The 3,777-nt window shown below is 46.0% G+C and carries 2 protein-coding genes; both read right to left on the bottom strand.

Going from position 1 to position 3,777, the window contains the following annotated elements:
* Positions 1-80: 80 nt before the first annotated feature.
* Positions 81-2,978: an aminomethyl-transferring glycine dehydrogenase gene (gene gcvP / locus L0J61_RS09925; protein WP_301466284.1), complete on the bottom strand. Its 2,898-nt coding sequence runs from the start codon at positions 2,976-2,978 to the stop codon at positions 81-83.
* Positions 2,979-3,066: 88 nt separating this feature from the next.
* A partial coding sequence (locus L0J61_RS09920; RefSeq protein ID WP_301466283.1) for a nitroreductase family protein occupies positions 3,067-3,777 on the bottom strand: 711 nt, incomplete at its 5' end.

Below are 3,777 nucleotides of genomic sequence, written 5' to 3'. Positions count from 1 at the left end.
CGTAAAATAAAACCTCCAAATCAATAGATGATTTGGAGGTTTTTATATTATTACTAAAGCAAGCCCTACAATTAACTCAATTACATATAGTTTTCGATACTTGGGCAAGAACACATCAGATTCTTATCCCCATAGGCATCATCAATGCGAGCAACACTTGGCCAGAACTTGTGGGCGCGTACATAAGGCAATGGGAATGCTGCAACATCGCGGCTGTACGGATGTGACCATTCGCTGCTGGTAATCATCGCAGCAGTGTGCGGCGCATTAACCAGTGGGTTGTTTTCTATTGTCCAGTTGTCTTCGCCCGCTTTGGCTTTGAATGCTTCTGCTTTGATAGATTTCAATGCATTGGTGAAACGGTCTAGCTCTTCTTTAGACTCAGATTCAGTTGGCTCGATCATGAGTGTGCCTGCAACTGGAAAGCTCATCGTTGGTGAGTGGAAGCCGTAATCCATCAAGCGTTTAGCGATGTCACTTTCAGTAATGCCAGTTTCAGACTTCAATGGACGAATATCAATGATACATTCGTGTGCCACGCGACCATTTTTGCCTGTATAAAGCACAGGGAAGTGGTCTTTTAATTGTGCCGCAACATAGTTGGCATTTAACAGCGCCAGTTCGGTTGCTTTTAGCAGACCATCGCGACCCATCATAGCAATGTACATCCATGAGATAGGTAAAATACTTGCTGAACCATAAGGCGCTGCCGATACTGCTGAGCAGTCGTTTTGAGCATTATGTACAGGGCTTAGGGTATGGTTAGTCATAAATGGTGCTAAATGTGACTTCATTCCGATAGGACCCATGCCAGGACCACCGCCGCCATGTGGGATACAGAAGGTTTTGTGCAGATTCATATGTAGTACGTCAGCACCGACATCCGCAGGTTGCATCATGCCTACCTGAGCATTCATATTGGCACCATCCATATAGACTTGACCACCATGCTTGTGAATGAGGTCACAAATATCACGAACACCTTCTTCAAAGACACCGTGCGTTGATGGGTAGGTAATCATCAATGCGCCTAAGTGCTGGCTATACTCTTCTGTTTTAGCGGTCAAGTCCTCGATATCCACATTACCGTTTTCATCGGTTTTAACCACGACCACTTTCATACCCATCATCATAGCAGTGGCAGGGTTGGTACCGTGTGCAGATTGAGGAATCAGACAAACGTCGCGGTCAGACTCGCCTAACGATTCATGATAACGGCGGATGGCAAGTAGGCCAGCATATTCGCCAGAAGCGCCGGAGTTCGGCTGCATAGACACATCATCAAAGCCTGTGATGGCTTTTAATTGGTCTTGTAGGCTGTCAATCATAGCGATATAGCCAGTCACTTGGCTGCGAGGGGCAAATGGATGTACATTGGCAAACTCAGGCCAAGTAATCGGCAGCATCTCACTGGTTGCATTGAGCTTCATGGTACAGCTACCCAGTGAAATCATACTACGGTTCATCGCCAAATCTCTGTCTTCAAGCGATTTTAAGTAGCGTAGCATTTCGTGCTCAGTATGATACGAGTTAAATACTGGGTGCGTTAAAATATCATCGGTGCGTAAGTGGGTACTATCAAGTGACATACTAGCCGCTGATGGTAGATCATGTGATTTACTCACAAACAACTGGGTGAGTACTTGGAAATCATGTTGGTCACTAGTTTCACTAAAGGCAACAGCCAGTTTATCGTCACCCAAACGCCATAAGTTGTAGCCAACATTGTCTGCATTTTCGAAGATTTGTGTGGCCAGTTTTTCTGAACCACAATCGACGACAACGGTGTCGAAGAACTGATCGTGCACCACATTTAAGTCACTATTATCAGTATTCTTTATCACATTAGCGAACGCAGTGGCAAAAGCATGGATACGAGTGGCAATACGTTTTACACCGCCTGGACCATGGTAGACAGCATACATGCCAGCTAGGTTGGCTAGTAATACTTGCGAGGTACAGATGTTTGAGTTGGCTTTTTCGCGGCGGATATGTTGCTCACGAGTTTGTAATGCCATCCGTAGTGCAGTGTTGCCTTGCGAGTCTTTTGAAACACCAATAATACGACCAGGGGCAGAGCGTTTGGCTTTGTCTGAAAAAGCAAAGTAAGCGGCGTGTGGACCACCAAAGCCCATCGGAATACCAAAGCGCTGTGTGCTACCCAAGGCTACGTCTGCGCCCATATCAGCTGGTGACTTGAGTAATACCAAGCTCATGATGTCACTCACCACGCTCACGTAGGTTTTATTTTGTTTGACCGCAGCGATGACATCCGTTAAGTCTTTTACGTCACCTTCGACCCCAACGTATTGAAAGATAGCACCGAAGTAGTCACCTAATTTGGCTGTTTCAAAATCACCAACCACGACTTCCCAACCAAAGTACTTGGCACGAGTATTGATGACATCTAGCGTCTGTGGATAGATGCGTTCATCAACAAAAAACTTCGTAGATTTACTCTTGCTCACTCGCTTTGACATAGCCATGGCTTCTGCAGCAGCGGTGGCTTCGTCGAGTAACGATGCACCAGCCATCTCAAGCCCTGTTAAGTCGATACAGACTTGTTGGAAGTTGAGTAATGCTTCTAAACGTCCTTGTGAGATTTCAGCTTGGTAAGGCGTATAAGCGGTATACCAGCCTGGGTTTTCTAGGACGTTACGCTGAATGACCGCAGGCATGCGCACAGGTGAGTAACCTTGACCGATATAGCTTTTGTTGACCGTGATATCATCGGCCATAGTACGTAATTTAGCCAATGCAGCATGCTCGCTCATCGCGACTGGTAGGTCGAGCTCTTTGTGCAAGCGCACAGGCTCAGGTACCGTATCGTTAATGAAGCTTGCCATGTCCTGATAACCAACAGCACTAAGTAAATCTGCTTGTTTGGTGTCATTTGAGCCTAAATGACGATAGACAAATTCAGCTTCGTTGAACAGTCCTTGAAAGGTATCAAACGTTGGGTTTTGAGAAATAGTCATGACAGTCCTTGATTAAGAGGGTGGTTAATTGGGTAATAAAAGGATTGGCTAAAAATTATGGTGTAATAAGTGAGCGTCAGTCGCTGCGCTAAACGTAGTGCACGTGCTGGCTTTGATCAAAGCGAAATTGTGTGTTGTAAACGCCATTGTCAGCACGTTCACCAGCACCAATCATCATCACAATATGCTGATGGTCACTTAGGTCTAATAGTCGTTTCATCGCTGGCTCGTCAAAGCCACCCATGGCACAGCTATCGAATCCGTATGCTCTGAGTGCTAGCATCAGGTTTTCGGCTGCCAGTGCTGTATTGTTGGTTGCCCAGTTTTTGGTGTCTTCAAAGGTATAATAAGGAGATTTGATCGGACCTTTGGTTCGTCTGATTATTTGTGTTGCTCCCCATTTGGCCGCCGATACCACATTGGCGGGTCCACGTAAGAAGTCTAAGGCGACGACTTTGCTGTAGTAGTCTTTGACTTTTTTCGGCACAGGTTTGTCTGGGTACTGACTCAGTATTTGTTGAGCGTGGTCACGCCAGATGTCAGTGCGTGCCACTACAGCGATCAACCGTGCTGATGTTTTTGCTGCATTTTGATTCATGCAGTTTTTTACCGCTTGTTTGTGATTATCTGCATCATCGATTATATAAAACTCCCAGGGTTGCAGGTTGCTAGAGTTTGGCGCTAGCATGGCCAAACGCAAGCAGTCTGCTAATACGTCATCAGGTATCGGTGTATCGGTAAAACGACGAACTGAGCGACGAGACTCTACTACTTCACAGAACGCTTGTCGCTGTGGAGT

Origin of the sequence: Psychrobacter sp., assembly GCF_030457785.1 — a bacterium.
Taxonomy (GTDB): domain Bacteria; phylum Pseudomonadota; class Gammaproteobacteria; order Pseudomonadales; family Moraxellaceae; genus Psychrobacter.
The sequence above is the reverse complement of the archived record's forward strand: the minus strand, read 5'-3'. Positions and strand labels throughout refer to the sequence as shown.

Coding starts and splice junctions, on each gene's coding strand:
- gcvP (WP_301466284.1), bottom strand. CDS start 2,978: ATGACTATTTCTCAAAACCCAACGTTTGATACCTTTCAAGGACTGTTC.